This window comes from Novosphingobium beihaiense, assembly GCF_022832375.1.
Taxonomy (GTDB): domain Bacteria; phylum Pseudomonadota; class Alphaproteobacteria; order Sphingomonadales; family Sphingomonadaceae; genus Novosphingobium; species Novosphingobium beihaiensis.
In genome coordinates this window covers 13,324-33,239 of the sequence record NZ_JALHLG010000013.1, presented here as the reverse complement: position 1 = coordinate 33,239, position 19,916 = coordinate 13,324, and the positions used below count along the sequence as shown (strand labels likewise).

At 67.4% G+C, this 19,916-nt stretch carries 17 protein-coding genes; 5 read left to right on the top strand and 12 right to left on the bottom strand.

The features are described 5' to 3' along the window. Nucleotides 1-2 precede the first annotated feature (2 nt). The 11 genes from xrtA to MTR66_RS10755 form a co-directional block, all read right to left on the bottom strand. Nucleotides 3-1,565: an exosortase A gene (gene xrtA, locus MTR66_RS10805; protein ID WP_243920818.1), complete on the bottom strand. Its 1,563-nt coding sequence runs from the start codon at nucleotides 1,563-1,565 to the stop codon at nucleotides 3-5. Beyond that, nucleotides 1,555-2,784: a TIGR03087 family PEP-CTERM/XrtA system glycosyltransferase gene (locus tag MTR66_RS10800; protein WP_243920816.1), complete on the bottom strand. Its 1,230-nt coding sequence runs from the start codon at nucleotides 2,782-2,784 to the stop codon at nucleotides 1,555-1,557. The genes xrtA and MTR66_RS10800 overlap by 11 nt, the downstream gene beginning before the upstream one ends. Then, nucleotides 2,784-3,860, bottom strand: a complete 1,077-nt coding sequence (locus MTR66_RS10795) for a FemAB family XrtA/PEP-CTERM system-associated protein (protein WP_243920814.1) — start codon at nucleotides 3,858-3,860, stop codon at nucleotides 2,784-2,786. Before MTR66_RS10795 ends, MTR66_RS10800 begins: the two co-directional genes overlap by 1 nt. After that, a complete protein-coding gene (locus MTR66_RS10790) occupies nucleotides 3,857-4,729 on the bottom strand; it encodes an XrtA system polysaccharide deacetylase (RefSeq protein ID WP_243920811.1) in 873 nt (290 codons plus the stop codon). Before MTR66_RS10790 ends, MTR66_RS10795 begins: the two co-directional genes overlap by 4 nt. A gap of 26 nt (nucleotides 4,730-4,755) precedes the next feature. Next, nucleotides 4,756-5,988 carry an XrtA/PEP-CTERM system-associated ATPase gene (locus MTR66_RS10785; protein ID WP_243920809.1) on the bottom strand — a complete coding sequence of 411 codons (1,233 nt, stop codon included), beginning with the start codon at nucleotides 5,986-5,988 and terminating at the stop codon, nucleotides 4,756-4,758. A 20-nt stretch (nucleotides 5,989-6,008) separates the two neighbouring features. Continuing rightward, nucleotides 6,009-7,772, bottom strand: coding sequence for a preprotein translocase subunit YajC (locus MTR66_RS10780; protein WP_243920807.1), 1,764 nt, complete (start codon nucleotides 7,770-7,772; stop codon nucleotides 6,009-6,011). Further along, nucleotides 7,769-8,773 (bottom strand): P-loop NTPase family protein, encoded by a 1,005-nt coding sequence (locus MTR66_RS10775; RefSeq protein WP_243920805.1) that lies wholly within the window; start codon nucleotides 8,771-8,773, stop codon nucleotides 7,769-7,771. Before MTR66_RS10775 ends, MTR66_RS10780 begins: the two co-directional genes overlap by 4 nt. Before the next feature lie 11 nt (nucleotides 8,774-8,784). Then, nucleotides 8,785-10,302 (bottom strand): XrtA system polysaccharide chain length determinant, encoded by a 1,518-nt coding sequence (locus MTR66_RS10770; RefSeq protein WP_243920803.1) that lies wholly within the window; start codon nucleotides 10,300-10,302, stop codon nucleotides 8,785-8,787. A 16-nt stretch (nucleotides 10,303-10,318) separates the two neighbouring features. Further along, complete coding sequence (locus tag MTR66_RS10765; protein WP_243920802.1) at nucleotides 10,319-10,963, bottom strand: XrtA/PEP-CTERM system exopolysaccharide export protein; 645 nt, start codon at nucleotides 10,961-10,963, stop codon at nucleotides 10,319-10,321. A gap of 174 nt (nucleotides 10,964-11,137) precedes the next feature. Further along, complete coding sequence (locus MTR66_RS10760) at nucleotides 11,138-12,364, bottom strand: pyridoxal-dependent decarboxylase, exosortase A system-associated (RefSeq protein ID WP_243920800.1); 1,227 nt, start codon at nucleotides 12,362-12,364, stop codon at nucleotides 11,138-11,140. Next, nucleotides 12,361-13,887, bottom strand: a complete 1,527-nt coding sequence (locus MTR66_RS10755; RefSeq protein WP_243920798.1) for an acyl-CoA ligase (AMP-forming), exosortase A system-associated — start codon at nucleotides 13,885-13,887, stop codon at nucleotides 12,361-12,363. The genes MTR66_RS10760 and MTR66_RS10755 overlap by 4 nt, the downstream gene beginning before the upstream one ends. A 42-nt stretch (nucleotides 13,888-13,929) precedes the next feature. Between MTR66_RS10755 and MTR66_RS10750 the strand changes: the two genes are divergently transcribed. From MTR66_RS10750 to MTR66_RS10735, 4 genes are read left to right on the top strand one after another with little or no spacing between them, the layout of a single operon-like run. Next, on the top strand, nucleotides 13,930-15,081 hold the full coding sequence (locus tag MTR66_RS10750) for a GNAT family N-acetyltransferase (protein ID WP_407673043.1): 1,152 nt from the start codon (nucleotides 13,930-13,932) through the stop codon (nucleotides 15,079-15,081). A 38-nt stretch (nucleotides 15,082-15,119) separates the two neighbouring features. Next, on the top strand, nucleotides 15,120-15,383 hold the full coding sequence (locus tag MTR66_RS10745) for an acyl carrier protein (RefSeq protein ID WP_243920794.1): 264 nt from the start codon (nucleotides 15,120-15,122) through the stop codon (nucleotides 15,381-15,383). 10 nt (nucleotides 15,384-15,393) lie between these two features. After that, complete coding sequence (locus MTR66_RS10740; RefSeq protein ID WP_243920792.1) at nucleotides 15,394-16,068, top strand: alpha/beta hydrolase family protein; 675 nt, start codon at nucleotides 15,394-15,396, stop codon at nucleotides 16,066-16,068. Next, a complete protein-coding gene (locus tag MTR66_RS10735) occupies nucleotides 16,065-16,856 on the top strand; it encodes a hydrolase 1, exosortase A system-associated (RefSeq protein ID WP_243920790.1) in 792 nt (263 codons plus the stop codon). Before MTR66_RS10740 ends, MTR66_RS10735 begins: the two co-directional genes overlap by 4 nt. A gap of 920 nt (nucleotides 16,857-17,776) precedes the next feature. On the opposite strand, the gene trxB is transcribed toward MTR66_RS10735, so the two are convergent. Further along, nucleotides 17,777-18,748 (bottom strand): thioredoxin-disulfide reductase, encoded by a 972-nt coding sequence (gene trxB / locus MTR66_RS10730; RefSeq protein WP_243920788.1) that lies wholly within the window; start codon nucleotides 18,746-18,748, stop codon nucleotides 17,777-17,779. Nucleotides 18,749-18,891: 143 nt separating this feature from the next. On the opposite strand from trxB, the gene MTR66_RS10725 reads away from it, so the two are divergent. After that, nucleotides 18,892-19,767, top strand: coding sequence for an alpha/beta fold hydrolase (locus MTR66_RS10725; RefSeq protein ID WP_243920786.1), 876 nt, complete (start codon nucleotides 18,892-18,894; stop codon nucleotides 19,765-19,767). Nucleotides 19,768-19,916 lie beyond the last annotated feature (149 nt).

Here is a 19,916-nt window from a genome sequence, read left to right as displayed (position 1 = left end):
GCTTACCGGACGCGAGTCATGCGGTCCATCCACGGCCCCAGCGGGCCTGTGGACGCCCGGAAGCGGCGGATGGCCTGTTCGGCCGGGGCCTGCGCCGCATCCTCCGCCGAGAGGATCAGCATCGTGGTGGGCCGGGCGCGAAAGGACAGGTGATTGGCGATCACGGCGAGCTTCAGCCGGGTGTTGCTGCCGGACAGCAGGCTGCCGTTGCGATACCACGTCACGGCCAGCCGCCGGACGGTGCCGTCACCCAGCAGACGCTCGCTCTTGCCCCCGGCGAAGTCCGGCCCCGGCGCCTGCCAGGCCCAGGGGCTGGAAGGGGGCAAGGCCCCCTGCCCGAAGCCGCCGGCTTCATGCCCTTCGCCCTGCCGCGCATAGAGCGCCACGAAGACATCGACCTGCCGCCCCTGTCCGTCGCGGTAGCGCCCCAGCAGCCGGTGATCGGCCCCTTGCGCCTGTGGCTCCCACCAGATCTGCGGGCTGTAGTCCACGCGGGTCCAGCCCGGAACGGCGGGGAGCATGATCTGCCGGGGCACCGGCGCGGCCAGCCGGTCCGCCGTATAGGCCCAGCCCTGCACCGCCACGATCACGGCCGCAAGCGCCGCCAGCACTGCGCGCGCCGGGACGGGCCGCGTCTCCAGACGGCCAAGCCACGGCGCTTTGGCAATGGCCTGCGCGTCGATCACCGGCGCATCCAGCGGCCGGTCGAAGAAGCGCCACGCCCCCGCGATCACCAGCGCCAGCACCAGCGCGAAGAAGATCCAGCCATAGACGATATGATCGAACCCGGCCGCCACTTCGACGCCGAAGAACTGCGCGGCATAGATCGTGCCCCAGGCCCGCACGCCGTTCGCCAGCACCGGCACCACCACGCAGGACGCCAGCATCACTGCACGGCGGCGCCAGCTTATGAAACAGACGTTGGCCGCCAGCACCCCGAACGCGATCATCGCGATCAGGAACTTCACGCCGGAACAGGCCTCCGCCACTTCGAAAAGCCCGGCGGGGGTATTGATGAACACTCCCTCGATTTCCGCCGGAACGCCGCTCAGGTGCGTCAAGGCGACCGTGATCCCGGCCGTGATCGTCTGCAGCAGGTTAACCATTTCCTCGCCAACAGGGACAAGGAAGACCAGATAGGCTAGCGGGAAGGCCAGCCCGGCACTCACCCGCACGCCCAGCAGCAGCGGCACCACCGCGCCGAACATGGCCACGGCCGCCGCCTGCTTTGCCAGATCCAGCCCGGACATCGCGCCCAGCAGCCAGAGGAAGGCCGCCCCGGCAAAGGGCACCAGCCCCGGCCACCAAAGGCGCGGCTCCAGCTTTTCCAGCTCCGGCCAGCGCTGCCACACCAGCCAGGCGAGGATCGCGGGCACCAGCACGATGTGGTTGTACGTGGAAATATCCCACCACTGCCGCACCATCGCCGCCCAGTCGGACGCGAAGACCGCCAGCAGCAGCGCCCAGACCAGCGCCAACCGGATCAGCGCGGCGCGCCAGACCGGAGACAGCCGCCGTCCCGCCTCGGCAAACGAGTGCATCATCGCGCGCATTTCAGGCGGCATCGCTTATGCTCCCGGCGCTTTCGAAACCAAGATAGCCGGGCAGCGCCGCCAGCGCGGCATCCCAGGCGGCATGGGCCACGATCCATTCGCGCGCGGCGGCGCCCATGGCCCCTGCCCGCACCGGATCGGCGGCCAGCGAGACCACGGCTTTCGCCAGATCCTCGTCGCTATCGGCAATCAGGAAATCGCGGCCGTTCCGCGCCTCGATCCCGGTCGCCGCTCCCGGCGAGAGCACCACGGGCAGGCCCATCGCCATGGCTTCGAGCACCTTGTTCTGCACCCCGCGCGCGATTTCCAGCGGGACGAGCGCAATATCGGCAGCGGCAAGCCAGGGCCGCACGTCCTCGACCCGGCCCCAGACTTCGATCCCGTCCCGGCCGCTGCGGGCCTGAAGCGCGGGCGGCGGATTGCGGCCGACGATGTGCAGGCTCGCTTGCGGGCACAGCTTGCGCACGCGCGGCATGATCCGCTCGATCGCACGGGTAGCCGCCTCGATATTGGGGGCGTAGTCCATCTGCCCGGTGAAGATCAGGCGCGGCGTACCCTTGGCGAGCATGCGCGGTTCTGGACTGGCCTCAGCCGGATCGAAGTAAGTGCTGTCCATGCCATTGCCCATCGCGCAGACGCGCGGCCCCGCACCGGGCAGGCGCGATTGCAGCAGGTCCGCTTCGGCCTTGCTGATCAGCAGCGTGACGCCGCTGGCCGCCGCGATCCGCGCTTCCTCGGCGCGCAGCAGCTTGCCTTCGCGGCGTTCCATCCAGGCGCGCGGGCCCCGGCCCTTGGCGGCATAGGCCTCGAACTTGGCGGAATCGACATCGACCAGATCGGCCACCACACGCCCGCGAAATCCGGCAGGCACATATTGCGCCATCTGACCGGAAAAGACGTAGATCACGCCGATATCGCGCTGCGCCAGAACCTCGCGGACATACTGTGCAAGGCGGCGGTCGTGAAAGGCGGTGAGGCTGAGCGGCTGGCCCTTCGCCAGCGCTTCCAGCCCGGCCAGTGGCAAGGGTTTGCGCCGGTGCACGAGGCAATAGCTGGCGGCCAGCGCAGCCAGATCGCTTTCGAACCGGTGATCCTCCCCATCGTCCGCAAAGGTCGCGACGTGGACCGGCGCCAGCCGCGCCAGAGCTTTGAGCACATGGTGCGAGCGGATCTTGTCGCCCCGGTCCGGCGGGAACGGGATGCGGTGGGACAGGAACAGGATCTCGCCCATCAGCCGATCCCGCGCGCGATCAGCGGCCCCAGCCGGTTGGCGACGGAGAGCGGCAGGCGCTGCCAGACCTTGATCTGCAAGGAGAGCTTGGAACTGGTGGGATCGGCCTCGCGCTTTGCGGCGCCGGGGCGGGTCCAGGTGGCATATGTCAGCGGCTCCGGCTCGAAACCCCAGTTGCGCTTGAAGTGATAGGCGCCGCTGCCCGTCTTGGAGCGGCCGAAATCGAACGTCGCGCAGCCACGCCGCCGGGCATGGAGCATCAGCTCGTAATACATCCGGTCATTGGCGCGCAGCCGCCGCGCCTCCCAGGTGCCGCCGCCCCAGTAGGGCATCACCGCGCCGCCGTGATAGAGGCTGATCACGCTCGCCACCGGCTTGCTCTCGTGCCGCACCGTCAGGATATCGGCGTCCTTGCCGAAGGCATCGACCACACTGTCCAGCAGCGCGCGCGGGAACACCGGGGTGCCAAGGTTGCGGTAGCTTTCGCAGAATACCTCGTAATGCGCCGCGCGGTCGCGCTCGCCGGTGCCCACTTCCACGGTCAGGTCATTAGCCAGTGCCTTGCGCACTTCGGCGCGCTGTTTGCGCGGGATGGCGAGAAGCTCGGCCTCGTCGTCCGCGGCGAGCGGGCGGGCGAAGTTGCAGTGCGATTCGCTCTTGAGCGCCCAGCCCCCTTGCGCCTGCGGCAGCAGCCCGCCGCGCAGTTCGATGGTCGGGCAGGACAGGCGCCGCGCCAGTTCCTCCGCCGCGACGAACATTTCCTTGGGGTCCACGCCCTCGGCGGCCAGCAGTCCGCCGCCCACGGCAAAGCCGCTGGAAGCAAGAACCCGGCCGAAGACCGGCGAGTGAATGGCATCGAACGGCAGGAAAGCTGTTATCTCCCCCTGCCGCGTCTGCACCAGCCCATGCGCCTCGTTTCCGGTCGCCTGGGCAACGGACATGAACCACGCGGGCCGGTGAAACGGCGTGCCCTGCGGATGGCGCGCCACGAAAGCCTCCAGCCGGGAGACTTCCAGCGAATCGTAGAGGTGCGCCACGCGCACACCGTTCTGCGTCAGAGGATAAGTCGCCGTCATGCCGCTAATGCCATGGCCTGCACCGCTTCGCGGGCAGCGAGGTCGTCCATGCGCCCCCAGCGGAACTCGCCGAGAAGCTGGCGCAGCTTGCGCTCCATCACGCCGAGGTTGGTGTAGTGCCGCACCCGCGAGCGCAGCGGAGCCCCTTCGACACGCGGCTGGCCGGGATCGATCTCCCACGGGTGAAAATAGAACACCGCCGGGCGCCGCTCTTGCCCGTTCACCTGCCGGATCGCCCAGCGCGAGAAGCCATAGGGCAGCACCCGGAAGAACCCGCCCCCACCGGCCGCCAGCCGCCGCCCGGCGAACTGCGCGGTCGTTACCGGGATCTCCACGAAGTCATGCCCCGCCAGCGGGTGAAACGCGAAACGCGGCGCCTCGCGCCAGCCGTAGTGATCGTGCACGATAGGCGCGACGCTGGAGCTGTAGGCATAGCCTTGCTCCGCCAGCACCTCGAACGCCCAGGGGGTGCGCGCATCGATGGAAAAGCTCGGCGCGCGGTAGCCCGTCACCGCCGTGCCAGAGGCATCCTCGATCGCCTTGCGGGCCCGGGCGATGTCCTGCGCGAAGCCTCCGGCGCCGAGGCGGAACACGCGTTCGTGGTCCCAGCCGTGGCTGGCGATCTCATGCCCTTCGGCGGCGATCCGGCGCATCATCGCCGGGTGGCGCTGCGCGATCCAGCCCAGGGTGAAGAACGTGCCTTTCACCCCGGTTTCGGAAAACAGCCGCAGGATTTCATCGCAATTGCGCTCCACGCGGCAGGCCAGCGTGCTCCAGCTCTCGCGATCGATCACCGTCTCGAAGGCGCCGACCTGGAACCAGTCCTCGACATCGACCGAGAGCCCGTTGACCGGCTCGCTGGCATTCATCGGTTGCACCTCCCCGGCCGGATCCGTCAGGCCGCCTCGCGCCGGCCGCCGTCGCTTTCGATCCATTCGATCAGCATCGTCAGCGTGTGGCGCAGCATGTGCTCCTGCTCGTCCAGACGCGCTTCGAGCTTCGCGGCATAGGCGCTGACTTCGGCGAGACGCGCCTCCAGCTCAGCCACCTTGCCATCGCCCTCAGGCGCCCAGGCCGGTTCGCGCGTTCCGGGCGCGGCGGCGAGTTCGAGCATGGCCTGCTCCAGTTCGCCGATCCGCGCATCGCGGTCCGCCAGCGCCTGCTCGATCAGCGCCGCGACGCCGGCGGCATCGAACCCGGCCTCTCCGGCCAATCCGGCAGGCGCGGCGGGCGGTGCCACGGGCGCTTCGCCGCCAGCGGTTTCCTCTGTTGCCGGAGCCTCGGCCTGCGGCTGAGGGCGGGCCAGCGCCATGGCCCCGTCGCTGTTCATCTCTTCGAGCACCTGCGCCACCATGGCGCTGTCGATATGCGCGCGCTGCTCGACCGCGCCCAGCAGCAGCAGGCGGTTGACGATCTGGTTGATCCGGCGCGGAATCCCGCCCGATGCTTCATGGATCGCGGCAAAGACATCCGCATCGAAACCGGGGTTGCCGCTCCAGCCCGCACGGCCAAGGCGGTGCTCGATATAGGCCTGCACTTCCTCGCGCTCCATCGGGCCGAGGTGGTGCGCGGCGATCACGCGCTGGCGCAATTGCTCAAGCTGATCGCTGTCCGCCAGCGTTTCGCGAAACTCCGGCTGGCCCAGCAGCAGCGTCTGCAACAGCGGATGCGAGCCGAGCTGGAAGTTGGACAGCATGCGCAGCTCTTCGAGCGCGCCGATGGACAGGTTCTGCGCCTCGTCGATAATCAGGAGGCAGCGGCGCCCCAGCCGCGCTTCCGCGTGCAGGAACGCCTCGATAGCGCCCAGTGCGGAGGCCTTGTCATGCCCCGGCACCGGCAGCCCGAAGGCCTGCGCCACGACATGGACGATCTCGCCCCCGTCGAGCGCGCTGGTCACGACATTGGCCGCCGTCATCCGCGCGGGATCGATCGTCTCCATCAGGTGCGCCACCAGTGTAGACTTGCCCGAACCGACTTCGCCGGTGATCACCACGAAACCTTCGCCCTGCGCCAGGCCATAGCCCAGATAGGACAGCGCCTTACGGTGAGTCAGGCTCTCGAAATAGAATTCCGGGTCCGGCGTGAGCTGGAACGGCCTGGCCTTGAGCCCGTAGAATTCATCGAACATCGTTGGTCCTCCCCTGGGACTCAGAAATTGTAGCGCAGACCGGCCAGGGCCGACGCGGTCCAGATATCGTCGATGGCTGGATCGTCACGGGTGGTCCCGTCGATCGCCACGGCCAGCCTGGCGTGCAAACGCCGGGTCAGCAAGCGGTAGTAACTGGCCGAGAGGCCATAGTTATTGGCATCCCCTGTCAGCCCGTCATTGCTCGACAGCCAGGCGGCATAGGCATTGGTGGACCAGCCCGCATTCTCGCCAAGCTGCCCGCTCAGATAGGCCGAAAGCCAGTAGTTTTCATCGATCACGCCATTGGCAGAGGCCAGCACCGTGCCTTGCGCGGCGATGAACTTTCGCTGGTCGTAGCCGAGCCCGATCCCGGCATTGAGCCGCCCGATCCGCATCGCATAGCTCGCCGAAACGCCCCGCGCGCGGAACACCGAGGAGCGCAGCGAACCCAGCGCGCCGGACAGGCAGTTGTTGCCGTCGAGCGAGGAGACGCAGCCCGTCAGCTCTCCCGTCACCGGATCGCGCACGGCCTCGAAATCGTCGGGCAGTTCGTCGATCAGGCGGTTGAGCTGGCCGCCGTAGCCCGCCACGTTGTTGTAGACGGCGACGCTGAGCTGGCTGCGGTCGTTGGGCGCATAGGCCAGCGTCCCGCCGAAATTGGTTGCGCCATAACGGCGGCCCACATGCGCGGAGAGCGAGGTGCGGTGGCTCGGGCGCCACATCACCGCCACATCCCAGCTCAGCCCGCTGACGTCATAGGCCAGCACGCGCGGCGCGCTCTTGTCCGTCTTGTAGCGGCCGTCGGAACCGATCACCGGATTGCCATCGGCATCGCGCAGGGCATCGCGGCTGGAAACCTCGACATCCTCATAGCCGATGGAACCCACGGCCTGCACCGTTCGGCTGACCGGCACTGTCACCATCGCCTGCGCCTGCACATTGCGCACGCGCTGGTCGAGGTTGGAAATGTCTTCCTGATAGAAATTGCCGCCCACGCCCAGCCCCACGGGCAGCACGTCGCCCGGCGCCACGCCCGCCTCGGCATCGGCGGCCTGGGTCACGCTCTTGTCGAACACATTGGCCGAAGCCGTGCTGCCGCCCGCCGCATAGTCGTTCGACTGATCGACCTTGGTGAAGCCCGCGCGGTAATTGGCAGAGAGATTCACGGCCCCAGCCCGCGTCGCCACCGAAGGCCCGCCATAGACCGAATAGACATCGGTCCGGCTCTTGTCCGAAACCACCGAGCCCCCCCGGCCATCGAACGAGGCGCGGGTCGCAAGGCCGCCCGCCTCCACCGTCACGCCCGGAACAATCGTGGTATAGCCCCGCGCAACGCCGCTGATCGCATCGCCGTCGCGCGTTTTCTTGCCCCAGCCGAACTGGCGCTCGTAGCGGAGCGAGACCGAGGCCCCGTTGTTGCGCCCGGCAATGCCCGCATCGATGCCCGCCGCTACCTGCGTGTAGGTCAGCACGTCGTTGCCCGGCGAAATCTGGGCATCGGCGACCTGATCGATCTCGATATAGGGCGTCACTTCAAGCCGCTTGCTGCCCTTCCCGCCGCGCCTTGCGGACTTGCCGGACTTTCCGGACTGGGGCGGCTGATAGGCCTGCGATCCGTCCTGACCGCCACCCGCGCCGCCAGCACTGCTGCCCACGCCGTCATAACCGATGGACTGGGCCTGCGCCGCGCCGGGCACGGCGAAAACAGCCAGTGCCGCCAGCGATGCGCCCGCGGCCAGCCGCCGCCCGATCGATGCCTGCCGCATCTGCGTCACGCCCGTCATCCCTTGTATCCGTAATAAGTGCCGAACCGGCGCCCGCTGGGGCTGAACTGCGCGCCGTTGAGCAGCAGTTGCACGTTCGGGCAGGCGCTGAGCAGCGAGATCGCATCTTCCAGCGCGCCTTGCCCGGTGCGGTCCGCACGCACGATCACCAGTGCCTGCCCCACATGTTTCGCCAGTTCGGCGGCAGGCGATGCGGCCAGCGCGGGAGGAGAATCGAAAATGATGATGCGGTGCGGCGCGCCTTCGGTCAGGCGGTCGAGCACGCGCGCCGTGCGCGAACTGGCCAGATATTCGCTGTCATGGTTGCTGGTATCGCCCGCAGGCAGCACCCAGAGCCCCGGAATATCGGTGCCGAGCACGCAATCGGCGACGTCGGTGTCCTCGTCCATCAGCGCGTCCATCAGCCCCGGGCCGCCCGGCAGCCCCAGCGCGGAGAGAATCGACGGCTTGGCGAAATCGGCATCGACGAGCAGAACCTCGCTTTCCTTTTCCGCCGCGATCGAAAGCGCCAGATTCAGCGCGCAGTAGGTCTTGCCCTCACCGGGAAGCGGCGAGCCGATCAGCACCCGCTGCGCGATCGCGCCTGCCTTCTGGCGGCGCAGATCCGCCGCCTGGACAAGGATCTGGCGCTTGATGATGCGGAATTCCTCCAGCAGCGCCGTCACCGCCCCTTCGGGAACGATCAGCCCCTGCTCGCGCAAGTGCTCGCGGTCCACGGGATGGCGCACGCCGTGGAACTCCACAGGCGTCACGGCAGGCCCGGCGGCCACGGGGGCCGGTGTGGCAGGCTGCGCAACGCTCTCAGCACTCTGCGGCGCCGGGGCGGCCGGACGGGCCACGGGCGCTTTGGCCAGCGCGCGCGCCTCGGGCGGAAGCAGCGCGGGCCGGGCAATGAAGCTGTTGAGCCCGAACTGGCCCGCCGCGCGTTCGATCAGCGATTCGCCGGACCTGGGAGGAGGGCCGGAGCCTTCCGGCACGGGGATTTTGCTCTGCTCGGTCATGTCGGGCTCCCTCACGCCACCATTCCGCGCTGGACGAATTCGATCGCGAGCAGCACCACGCACAGCCCGCACAGCGCCGCGCTGGCGCCATAGAAATACTTCAGCCGCCTGCGCCGCAGTGCGCGCGCGCCATCGGTGAGGTTCTGCGAAATCGCCCCCAGCACCGGCAGGCCGGTCGCCCGCTCCAGCCCGGCCGTGGTCGAGAATACCGACCGTACCCGGCTGAGCGCGAAGGCGCCCGCGCAGCCGCCGCCGATACCGGCAATCAGCACGGCGAAGAGCAGCACCGGACGGTTGGGCGCCACCGGCGCGCGCGGCGTCGTCGGCGGATCGACCACTTCGAACTTCACCGCCTCGCGCTCGGTCTTCACCTCGCCGCGCAGCTTGAGTTCCTCGCGGTCCTGCAAAAGCTTGTCGTACTGGCGGCGCAGCACGTCGTAGTCGCGGTTGATGCGCTGAGCCTGGGTGGCGAGTTCGGGGTCCTTGATCGCCGACGCCATCAGCGAAGCGACATCGGACTGCAGCGCCGCCTTGCGCGACTGCAGCGCCTGAACATTGGCCTGCCGCTCCGCCCGGATCGACTGGAGCGAAGCATAGGCCGGGTTGACGGTGCCGCCGCCGTTCGCCGCTTCCTGCGCCGCCGGGCCTTTCAGCGCGGCGATCTGGTTGCGGGTGGCGATCACATCGGGGTGGCTGTCGGTCAGCCCGCGGGCCTTCATCGAGGCCAGATCGCCCTGCGCCTTGGCCAGCGCCGCCTGCGCGCCGCCGCCCGCCCCCGCGATCGTGCGCGGGGTTCCGGCAAGCTGGCCGTCTATCGCCGCGAGCGAGCTTTGCGCCGCCGCCAGATCGGCCTCGACATCGCGCAAAGACGAGCGCGAGGTTTCCAGCCGCTGCACCACCGCCGCGCCGCCTTGCGCCAGCTCCGGATGCGCGGCTTCGAACGCGGTGCGCTTCTGCTCGGCACTTTCGAGCTGCTTTTCGCGCTGCTTGAGCTGCTGGTTCACGAATTCCAGCGTCTCGACCATTTCGCCGCGGTCGCCGGAGAGGTTCTCTTCGCGGAAAATGTCGATCAGCTTCTGCGCCATGGCCTGCGCCAGCTTGGCGTTCTCTGCATCGGAAAACGAGGAGTAGTTCGCCGTCGCGGTGATCTGGAACAGGTTGTCCTGCTGGCTGACGATCTTCACGTTCTTGACCAGCCCCAGAACCGCCGCTTCCATCTGCTTGGGCGATTCGATGGTATCGCCAAGGCGCGTGCCGCGAACCACCTTTTCCAGGTTCACCGCGCTGGTCAGCGTCTGGCGGATGCGCTCGATATCGCGCTTCTTGTCGGCCACGCCGATGCCCACCTGCTCGGCCAGCGCATCGTCGAGCTGGATGAAGATGCGCGCCTGCGATTCGTAGCTGTTCGGGATCAGCGCGACCACGAACCAGCCCAGCAGGCAGATCACCCAGGCCAGCCCCAGCGCGATCCAGCGCCGGGTCCAGACGCTGTGGACCGCCGATAGCAGTTCTTCGTAGAGGTTATTCATCGCGGCGGCGCGCTCCTCAGAACATGCTTTCGGGGATGATGATCACATCACCGGGCTTCAGCATCACGTTGGCCTTGCTGTCGCCCTTCTTGAGCAGATCACCCAGGCGCAGCTGGTATTCCTTCTGCTTGCCGGTGGACTTGTCGAAACGGATCAGGCGCGCCTTGTTGCCCGCCGCATATTCGGACAGGCCGCCCACCGCGATCATCGCGTCAAGCACGGTCATGTTCGCGCGGTAAGGGATCGAAGCAGGCTTTTCCGTGGCACCGACCACGCGAATCTGCTGGCTGAAGGTGCCGGAGAAGTTATCGACGATCACCGAGACCAGCGGGTCCTCGATATATTGCGAAAGCTGGAGGCGGATGTCCTGGGCCAGCATCGAGGGGGTCTTGCCCACGGCGGGCATGTCGGTGATCAGCGGCGTGGTGATGCGCCCGTCCGGCCGCACCTGCACTTTCGCGCCGAGTTCGGGATTGCGCCAGACGAAGATCGTCAGCGTGTCCAGCGGGCCGATCACGTATTCCTCGCCCGGCCCTTCCTGCATCGCCACGAACGAGGCGGGCGGCAGTTCCGGTCCCGATGCCGAGCCCATGCATCCCGTCAGGGTCAGGCTGGCAAGCGCTGAACCGGCCACGAGCCGGGCAAAGCGGAAAGGCGGCATGGACACTTCCTTGTCTGCGCCAAGCGCCTCCGCACAATCGGGTGCGAAGGGAGAGCTGGCAAAATCCAGCCTCCGTCATGCGAAAAAAGGGTGAACATTGCGTTAGCCGTGACAGCCGATTTGCAACCCGGTCCCAAATCGGGACGCCGCGCCCCCCAAAGCGTTAAACCGCCGTCAGACCAGCAATTCCATGGCCGGGCCCTGCCCCAAAAATGCCGCCGGGCTAGCGCTGGCGCCATAGGCCCCGGCGCAGAACACCACGGCCAGATCGCCCACATCCGCACGGGGAAAACCGCCTTTATCCGCAAGCTTATCGAGCGGAGTGCACAAACAGCCTACGATAGAAGCTTCTTCCTCCACCGGCGCATCGAAGCGCGTGGCGATGGCGGAGGGATAATTGCGCCGCACCACCGTTCCAAAGTTGCCCGACGCGGCAAGCTGGTGATGCAGGCCGCCATCGGTAACTAGAAAAACCTCGCCATGGCTAACCTTGCGATCGACGATACGCGCCAGATAGACTCCCGCTTCGCCCACCAGATAGCGGCCGAGTTCCATGCAGAACGCGGTCCCGGCCAGCACATCGGGCAGTTTCGCGAACTGCTCCGCCAGCCGCTCGCCCACCAGCGCGAGGTCTGCGGGCGTGTCGCCGGGGAAATAGGGAATGCCCAGGCCTCCGCCCAGATTGCAGTGCGGCAGCGTTGCGCCGCTTTCCTCCGCCAGCCGCCCCGCCAGCGCCAGCGTTTGCGCCTGAGTCCCGGCAATCGCTTCGGCATCGAGCGCCTGACTGCCCGCGAAAATGTGAAAACCACGCCATTCCGCGCCGCTGGCAAGGACCGTGCGCACCAGTGCGGGCACGCGTTCGGCATCGACGCCGAAGGGCTTGGCCCCGCCGCCCATCTTCATGCCAGAGCCCTTGAGATCGAAATCGGGATTGACGCGGATCGCCAGACGCGGCGTCACACCGGTCTTCTCCCCGATGGCAATGGCCCGCGCCGCCTCGCCTTCGGATTCGAGGTTGAGCGTCACGCCCGCACGGATCGCGGCTTCCAGTTCCCCGTCGCGCTTGCCCGGCCCGGCAAAGCTGACCCGGTCCAGCGGCAGCCCGGCCTTGGCGGCCATCTCCAGTTCCCCGCCCGAGGCGATATCGAACCCGTCCACCAGCCCGGCCATCAGCGTGAGCAGCGGCGGAAACGGGTTCGCCTTCATCGCATAGTGCAGCGCCAGCCGTTCGGGCATCGCCGCGCGCAGTTCGGCCACGCGCGTGCCTACAAGGTCCGCACTGTAGAGGAACAGCGGCGTTCCGCCCGCCTGCTCCACCCAGTGCGTCACCGGCTTGCCGCCCACGGCCAGCACGCCATCGATCGCGTCATAGCCTGCGGGAATCGGGCCAAGCGGTTTCATGCCGCAATCTCCGCCTGAAGGCCGGTGCGGTCGATCTTGCCATTGGGGCCCACCGGCATCGCATCGCGCCAGTGAATGACCCGGGGCTGCATGAAATTCGGCAATTCCTGCATAAGCTTACGTGGCAGTTCTTCCTCTGCATCTGAAATACCCGGCGCGGGCCGCGCGATCAGGTGGACCGCCTGCCCGAGACGTTCGTCAGGCACACCCAGCGCCACCGCTTCGGCGACAAGGCCCGTCGCCAGCGCGGCGTCCTCGATCTCCTGCGGGCTGATGCGGTTGCCCGCGCTCTTGATCATCGCATCGCGCCGCCCGGCGAAATAGAGCAGCCCATCCGCATCGCGCCGCACCCGGTCTCCAGACCACACCGCCATGCCGCCATAGACGGAAGCCTCCGGCGCGGGCCTGTAACGCTCCGCCGTGCGCTGCGGATCGCGCCAGTACCCTTGCGCGACAAGCGGCCCGCAATGGACCAGCTCGCCTTCTTCCCCGTCCTGAGCAATGTCACCCATATCATTGATAACAAGCACTTCTGCATGGGGAACAGCCTTACCCATCGACGTCGGGTGGGTATCGATCAGCGCCGGGTCGAGATAAGTCGAACGGAACGCCTCGGTAAGGCCGTACATCGCGAAAAGCCGCGCCTGCGGGAACAGCGCGCGCAAGCGGCGCACGAGATCCACCGTCAGCGCGCCGCCGCTGTTGGTCAGCCGCCGCAGCTTCGCCGCCGTCTCGTCCGGCCAGTTCAACTCGCTGATCTGCACCCAGAGCGGCGGCACGGCTGCCAGCGTGGTGATGCCATGGCGCTCCACCGCTTTCATGACGTCACGCGGCACCAGATAGTCCAGCGGCACCACGCAGCCGCCAGCATACCATGTCGAAAAGAGCTGGTTCTGGCCGTAGTCGAACGACAGCGGCAGCACCGCCAGCGTGCGGTCGTCAGCCGCAAGGCCGAGATAGTCCGCCACGCTTTGCGCCCCCAGCACCATGTTGGCATGGCTGAGCATCACCCCCTTGGGCCGCCCGGTTGAACCGCTGGTGTAGAGGATCGCTGCCAGATCATCGGGTCCGGCCTGCGAAGGCGCCATATCCCCGCCCAGCGCGGCGGCATCGGCCAGCGCCTGCACCTCCTCGATCAGACGGCACTGCGCCGGAATATCCGCATGGCTCAACGTGCGCAGGCGCGCAGGCGTGCCGATCAGCAGCGCCGCGCCGCTATCGGCCAGGATATGCGCCACTTGCGCGTGCTTGAGCAGCGGATTGACCGGCACATGGACCAGCCCCGCGCGCGCGGCGGCCAGCGGCATCAGACAGGTCAGCTCGCCCTTGGCTGCCCAGCTCGCCACCCGCGCGCCCTTTTCAGGCACTTCGCGCGCCAGCCACGCGGCGAGGCGCGAGATACGCGATCTTAATTCCCGGTAGCTAAGCACACCTTCGCGCAGCACCAGCGCATCGGCCTCATCCGCCCCGCAAAGGGCCAGATGGTCGAGCGGCAGGATCGGATTTTCGAGGGTGCCGCGCATCGTAAGGGAAAATCTCCGTCTCGGGGGGGTATGGCAGGTAACGTGGTAAAGATCGAATATCACTCCGATCTTAAGGAAGTGCAATCGGATGGCCAGCTTGCCCGGCTCCTGTCCGATGCCTGCCAGCACGCCCCGTTCGACCGGCTGGCCTGGTGGCAGATGCTGGAGGAACATTGCGGACTGCCCCCGCTGCTGGCCGTGGCGCGCGAGGGAGACCAGGCGGCGGTGCTGCCGCTGGCCCTGCAATCCGGCACGGCCTTTGCCCCCAACACATCCGTCGCCCCCGCGCAGGCGGGGGCCCCGCTTTCTTCGGCGCTGGAACCAGAAGCGGGGGCCCCGCCTGCGCGGGGGCGACGGGGTGGTTTTACCCGCACCTCCGGACTTGGCCATCTGAGCGCGCTTGCCAACTGGTACACCTTCCGCTTCCGCCCCATCCTCGCGGGCGAACCGGCCCTCCTGACCGCCCTCGCCCGCGATCTGGCGCGCCAAAGCCACCGCGTAACACTGTCCGGCGTGCCCGATGAAGACGGCAGCGCCACACAGCTCACAGAGGCCTTCCGCGCCGCCGGATGGCTGGTGCTGCGCGAGGCCTGCGACACCAACCATGTGCTCCCGGTCGAAGGCCGCAGTTACGAGGCCTATATCGCCGCCCGCCCCGGCAGGCTGCGCACCACGCTCAAGCGCAAGTCCGGCAAAGTCGAAACGCAAGTGCTCACCCATTTCGACGAGGACGTCTGGGCCGCTTACGAGGATATCTACGCCGAAAGCTGGAAGCCCGAGGAAGGCTCGCCCGATTTCCTGCGCGCCTTTGCCCGCGCCGAGGGCGGCGCAGGCCGTCTGCGGCTGGGCGTGGCGCGCGTGGGCGGAGAGGCCGTGGCGGCGCAGATGTGGACCGTGGAAGGCGGCACCGCCTTCATCCACAAGCTCGCCCACCGCGAGGCCGCCAAGCCGTTTTCGCCCGGATCGGTGCTCACCGCCGCGCTGTTCCGCCATGTGATCGATGGCGATGCCGTCGATCTGGTCGATTTCGGGACCGGCGGCGATCCCTACAAGCGCGACTGGATGGAACAGGTCCGCCCGCGCTTCAGGCTGGACATGTTCCGCCCCGCAGCGCCCGCGAACTGGCCGTTTCTGGCCAAGACAGGCTTGCGGCGCGGCTTATCGCGCCTTGCCGCAAAGGCCAAGCGCGGCTAGAGCGCGCGCCGTTATTCATGCCATGGAACCGGGGAATCATGTCCGACAATACCGACCAGCTGCTGCGCAACATCCTCACCGATGTGCTTGGGCTCAAGCCGGGGCAGGCGGAAGGTTTCGATGCCGGTACCGGCCTGTTCGGCCATTTGCCCGAACTGGATTCGATGGCCGTCGCCGGTCTGCTGACCGAGCTGGAAGACCGGCTCGACATCGTGATCGAGGATGACGAGATCGACGGCGAGATGCTGGAGACTTTCGGCGGCCTGCTCGCCTTTGCCGAGGCCAAGCGCGCCGAAGCATGAGGCAGGCGCGATGACCCCGGCAACCTGGCCCTGCCCGCTGCCCGCCGGCGGCGAGGCCCGGGAATATGCCCTGGTCTTCGATAAGGCGCGCGAACCCCGCCTGCTGATTGTCCCCGCCCTGTTCGAAGAGAGCAACCGCCTGCGCCGCTTCACGGTGGAAGTGATGCGCCGCCTCGATGCCGCCGGGATCGACAGTTTCCTGCCCGACCTGCCCGGCTGCAACGAGAGCCTGCAGCCGCTTGAACGGCAGGATACCACGGACTGGCTCGATGCCGCGGCGGCGGCTGCCCGGCACTTTGGCGCCACGCATGTGCTGGGCCTGCGCGGCGGCTGCCTGTTCACGCCGCCCGGCCTGCCCGCGTGGCACTATGCCCCGGTGAAAGCCGCCACGCTCCTGCGCCAGATGCTGCGCGCGCGCATCCTCTCCGCGCGCGAGGCGGGAGACGAGGAAACGCGCGAGCTGCTGGCGGAGACGGCCGCGATTTCAGGGATAGAGCTGAGCGGCTACCGGCTCAGCGCCAGCTTCTTCCGCCATTTCGAAACCATGGTGCCCGGCGCGCGCGCAACCACGATCGGGCAGGACGCGGTGGGCGGCAGCGGCCTGTGGATGCGCGCCGAGCCGGACGAAAACGCGGCGCAGGCCGATGCCCTTGCCGCCATCCTGACCCAGGCGATTGCGGCATGAAGCGCCGCCACTTCGCTTTCGAATGCCAGGGCGCGCGGCTGGCCGCCACGCTGGACGAGCCGGAAAGCCGCGAGGCAGCGGGCACGGCGGGGCTCCTGCTCGTCACCGGCGGCAACGAAGTGCGCGGCGGTGCGTGGAACGGGCAGGCCCGGTTCGCGGCGCGGATCGCGGCGGCCGGGTTTCCGGTCCTGCGTTTCGACCGGCGCGGCGTGGGCGACAGCGAAGGCACCAACGGCGAATTCGTATCGGCTGCGCCGGACATCGCCGCCGCGCTCGCCGCGTTCCGGCGCGAGTGCCCGCAGCTCACCCGCGTGGCGGGTATGGGCAATTGCGATGCCGCCGCCGCGCTGATGCTGGCGGGCGGTGCCGGTCTGGACGCACTGGTGCTGTCCAACCCCTGGACCATCGACGATGCGGATGAGGAAGCCCCGGCCGAAGTGGTGCGCGATCATTACCGGCGGCGGCTGGCCGATCCGGCGGCGATCAAGCGCCTGCTGACCGGGCAAGTGCCCATCGGCAAGCTCGTCCGCAGCCTGCTCTCGGCCCTGCGCCCCTCTCCGAAGGCCGCCGCGGGGCTCGCTGCCGAAATCGCGCAGCGGCTCGCCCCGTTCAAGGGCCCGGTACGCTTCCTGATCGCCGGGCGCGACCGCACCGGCCTCGCCTTCGTGGCGAAGTGGGACAAGGCCGACAAACGCATCCGCACCTGCCCCGGCGCCTCGCACAGCTATGTCGAGCCCCACGCGCAGGACTGGCTGGTGGCGCAGGTTCTGGAAATGCTGCGGGGATAAGCCCCGTCCTCTTCAGAGGGAGGTGGGGTTGGTGGCGTGCCGCCCACACCGCGCCTAGACGTGAACCGCTACCCCGCTGCGACCAAGGCATCGTGGGTTTAATCTGCTCCGGTTCCGTTCGTGTCGAGCGAAGTCGAGACACGCTGACCCGGTGCTGATGTGTCTCGGCTTCGGGCTAAAAGCCCGAAGTTTATCCTGAGCATGACGAAGGGCTCGACACGAACGGAAGGGGGATGCAGATATTCCCAGCTCGCTAAGGCCTGCTGCGCAGGCCCAAGTCTCGCTCCCCTCCTCTGAAGAGGAAGGGGAAATAGCGGTCTGGCTATCAACCTTGACAATTATAACCATATGGGTTATAAACCCCTCCGCCGATTACCACTCGGCGCCATGGCGGGACGGAGGTGTGAAGCTGACACCTTGGCGCCTCCGTCACGCGGCCGGTGCCCGGATGCGAATTTGCCGGTCACCTTTCGCAAATTTGGATGCGCGGACGAATACGGGGGTATGCCCCCGGGACCGGCGGCAGGGGAGCGAGCCCGGCCCGCCATCCCCGCGCACCACAGGGCCGCGCCGGTGAGTTTCCTTCGGGTCTGCCCCTCATCCGGCCGTTCGCAGATGAAATGGCACGATCCAGGCCACACCGCCCGATGCCGGCGGCTTTGCACCGGCCGCACCGCCGCCGCCTGCCTCTTCCCGGCGCTATCCCGCATTCGCCAGCGGGCGATGCGGCGTGCCCATCCTCCCCGGCACGGGGAGGGGAACCATGCAAAGCATGGTGGAGGGGCACAGGCGTTTTACCGGACGGTGAATGCGTGTGGCGACGCCAGGCCTCTAATCGTGTTTGAAAGGGGCAACGTCACGTAAACCGTGAGTGCCCCTCCACCACCCTGCGGGTGGTCCCCCTCCCCCAAGGGAGAGGATCAGCCCTGAACCGTTTCGGTTACGCCGCTGAATTCCTTCTCCGCCAGATAGCGTTCGGCATCGAGCGCGGCCATGCAGCCCATGCCCGCCGCCGTGATCGCCTGACGGTAGGTGTGATCGCAAACGTCGCCCGCCGCGAAGACGCCGGGGATGTCCGTCTTCGGCGTACCGGACTGGACCAGCAGATAGCCGCTCGCGTCCATCGCCAGCTTGTCCTTGAACAGCTCGGTCGCGGGCGCGTGGCCGATGGCGACGAAAGCGCCGTCGGTCTCGATCTCGCTTTCGGCGCCGGTTTCGGTGTCGATCAGCGCCAGCGCGCGCAAGTCGCCCGCCTCGCCCGCGACGAAACGCTCGACGCGCTTGTTCCACACCACCGAGATCTTGGGATTGGCCAGCAGGCGTTCCTCAAGAATCTTCTCGCAGCGCAGCGAATCGCGGCGGTGGATCAGCGTCACGTCGTCGGAATGGTTGGTGAGGTAGAGCGCCTCTTCCACAGCGGTGTTGCCGCCGCCGATCACCACCACTTTCTTGCCGCGATAGAAGAACCCGTCGCACGTCGCACAAGCCGAAACGCCCTTGCCCGAAAGCTCCTGCTCGCCCGGCACGCCCAGCCACTTGGCCTGCGCGCCGGTGCAGATCACCAGGGTATCGCCTTCGTAGATGTCGCCGCCGTCGCCGATCGCCTTGAAGGTGCCGCCGGTGAGATCGACCGAAGTGATCGTATCCCACATCATCCGCGTGCCCACGTGCTCGGCCTGCGCCTGCATTTCCTGCATCAGCCAGGGGCCCTGGATCACTTCGCGGAAACCGGGATAGTTCTCAACATCGGTGGTAATGGTGAGCTGGCCGCCCGGCTGCAAGCCCTGCACCACGATCGGCTCCATCCCCGCGCGCGCGCCATAGATCGCGGCTGAAAGGCCGGCCGGGCCGGAACCGATGATGAGCATGCGGGTCTTGTGCGTCGTCGCCACGTCTGTCCTCCGGAAACTGTTGGCAGGCGAGATAGGGCCTTGGAGGCCGGTTTGCCAAGCGCAGCAGCGCTATCGATTTACTTCATCCCCGCAAATCACAGCTTCGATTGACCTTGGCCCGTGGCCGTTCCACGTTCGCCCCTATGAAAACGCAACTCGGCCCCACCTCCAACCGCTTCATCTCCCAGCGCCTGCGCCTCAACTATGTCGACTGGGGCAATACGGACGCGCCGCCGCTGATTCTCCAGCACGGCGGGCGCGACCATTGCCGCAGCTGGGACTGGGTGGCCGAGGAACTGCGGCACGACTGGCACGTGATCTGCCCGGACCTGCGCGGCCATGGCGACAGCGAATGGTCGCCCGAGGGGCACTACGGCATGGACGCCTTCGTCTATGACTTCGCTCAGCTCGTCCACACGCTGGGGCACGATCAGGTGACGATCATCGCCCATTCGCTGGGCGGCAACATCGCCACGCGCTTCACCGGGCTCTATCCGGAAAAGGTGGCCAGGTTCGTCAATATCGAAGGGCTCGGCCCCCCGCCGCAGATCCGCCGCGAGCTGGAGGAAAAGAGCGTGGGCGAGCGCCTGCGCCAGTGGATTGAAGACAAACGCAAGGCCTCCGGCCGCACCCCGCGCAAATACGCCACCCGCCGCGATGCCTACCAGCGGATGAAGGAGGAGAATTCCTTCCTCACCGAAGAACAGGCCCGCCACCTCACGATCCACGGCGCCAGCCGCAACGAGGATGGCACCTGGAGCTGGAAGTTCGACAATTACGTCAACGTCTGGTCCGGCTCCGACCTGCCGACCAGCGACATCGTGGCCTTGTGGGAAGCGATCACCTGCCCGGTGCTGCTGCTGTGGGGCAAGGACAGCTTCGCCACCAGCCCCGCCTCGGACGGGCGCCTGAAGCACTTCCCCGGCGCCACGCTGATCGAATACGAGAACGCCGGACACTGGCTGCACCATGACCAGTTCGAGCGGTTCATGGGCGATGTGAAGGGGTTTCTGGGGTAATCCTTGTCGAAGTTCTCCCTCGACAAAGAGAGCTCTCAGCTTAATCCGGCGTTACTGCCATTCACAAGCCTTATGCGCCCCTCTGGAAACCGACACACACCTTAAAATCCGAATGGCGAAAGCTCAGTTATGGTTCACGTGTTCTCCCA

Excerpts from the sequence above, each read along its gene's own strand:
- MTR66_RS10790 (WP_243920811.1), bottom strand. The coding sequence starts at position 4,729 with ATGAATGCCAGCGAGCCGGTCAACGGGCTCTCGGTCGATGTCGAGGAC.
- MTR66_RS10735 (WP_243920790.1), top strand. The coding sequence starts at position 16,065 with ATGAAGCGCCGCCACTTCGCTTTCGAATGCCAGGGCGCGCGGCTGGCC.
- MTR66_RS10765 (WP_243920802.1), bottom strand. The coding sequence starts at position 10,963 with ATGCCGCCTTTCCGCTTTGCCCGGCTCGTGGCCGGTTCAGCGCTTGCC.
- MTR66_RS10725 (WP_243920786.1), top strand. The coding sequence starts at position 18,892 with ATGAAAACGCAACTCGGCCCCACCTCCAACCGCTTCATCTCCCAGCGC.
- MTR66_RS10745 (WP_243920794.1), top strand. The coding sequence starts at position 15,120 with ATGTCCGACAATACCGACCAGCTGCTGCGCAACATCCTCACCGATGTG.
- MTR66_RS10760 (WP_243920800.1), bottom strand. The coding sequence starts at position 12,364 with ATGAAACCGCTTGGCCCGATTCCCGCAGGCTATGACGCGATCGATGGC.
- MTR66_RS10795 (WP_243920814.1), bottom strand. The coding sequence starts at position 3,860 with ATGACGGCGACTTATCCTCTGACGCAGAACGGTGTGCGCGTGGCGCAC.
- MTR66_RS10740 (WP_243920792.1), top strand. The coding sequence starts at position 15,394 with ATGACCCCGGCAACCTGGCCCTGCCCGCTGCCCGCCGGCGGCGAGGCC.
- xrtA (WP_243920818.1), bottom strand. The coding sequence starts at position 1,565 with ATGCCGCCTGAAATGCGCGCGATGATGCACTCGTTTGCCGAGGCGGGA.
- MTR66_RS10785 (WP_243920809.1), bottom strand. The coding sequence starts at position 5,988 with ATGTTCGATGAATTCTACGGGCTCAAGGCCAGGCCGTTCCAGCTCACG.
- MTR66_RS10780 (WP_243920807.1), bottom strand. The coding sequence starts at position 7,772 with ATGACGGGCGTGACGCAGATGCGGCAGGCATCGATCGGGCGGCGGCTG.
- MTR66_RS10770 (WP_243920803.1), bottom strand. The coding sequence starts at position 10,302 with ATGAATAACCTCTACGAAGAACTGCTATCGGCGGTCCACAGCGTCTGG.
- MTR66_RS10800 (WP_243920816.1), bottom strand. The coding sequence starts at position 2,784 with ATGGGCGAGATCCTGTTCCTGTCCCACCGCATCCCGTTCCCGCCGGAC.
- MTR66_RS10775 (WP_243920805.1), bottom strand. The coding sequence starts at position 8,773 with ATGACCGAGCAGAGCAAAATCCCCGTGCCGGAAGGCTCCGGCCCTCCT.
- MTR66_RS10755 (WP_243920798.1), bottom strand. The coding sequence starts at position 13,887 with ATGCGCGGCACCCTCGAAAATCCGATCCTGCCGCTCGACCATCTGGCC.